Origin of the sequence: Gallintestinimicrobium propionicum (assembly GCF_025567525.1) — a bacterium.
Taxonomy (GTDB): domain Bacteria; phylum Bacillota; class Clostridia; order Lachnospirales; family Lachnospiraceae; genus Gallintestinimicrobium; species Gallintestinimicrobium propionicum.
The window spans coordinates 1,073-1,568 of sequence record NZ_JAOQJY010000015.1; the positions used below are offsets into that span (position 1 = coordinate 1,073).

1 protein-coding gene is annotated in these 496 nt (G+C 46.2%); it reads left to right on the forward strand.

Annotation, left to right across the window (positions count from 1 at the left end; translation table 11 throughout):
- Positions 1–27 precede the first annotated feature (27 nt).
- On the forward strand, positions 28–496 hold a 469-nt coding region (locus tag OCV62_RS11475; RefSeq protein WP_262586807.1), incomplete at its 3' end, for a recombinase family protein.

Below are 496 nucleotides of genomic sequence, written 5' to 3' on the forward strand. Positions count from 1 at the left end.
TTTCTTTTAGAAGGAGGATTTTTAACCGTGAAACAACCATATAATACAACGATTTATAACACTGCACTATATTTGAGATTGAGCCGTGACGATGAATTACAGGGGGAAAGCGGCAGTATCCAGACCCAGCGCATGATGCTTAGACAGTATGCCGCAGAGCATGGGCTGACCGTTGTAGACGAGTACATTGACGACGGATGGAGTGGGACAAATTTCGAGCGTCCAAGTTTCCAAAGGATGATTGATGACATCGAAGACGGGAAAATCAACTGCGTTGTCACAAAGGACTTATCCCGTCTGGGAAGAAACTATATCCTGACCGGTCAGTACACGGAAATCTATTTCCCCAGCAAGGGAGTACGCTACATTGCCATCAATGACAATGTGGACACCATCAACGGAGAAAGCGAGCTTGCACCGTTCTTAAACATCCTGAATGAAATGCACGCCCGACAGACCAGCAAAAAGGTCAAGGCTGCCATGCACACAAGATTTG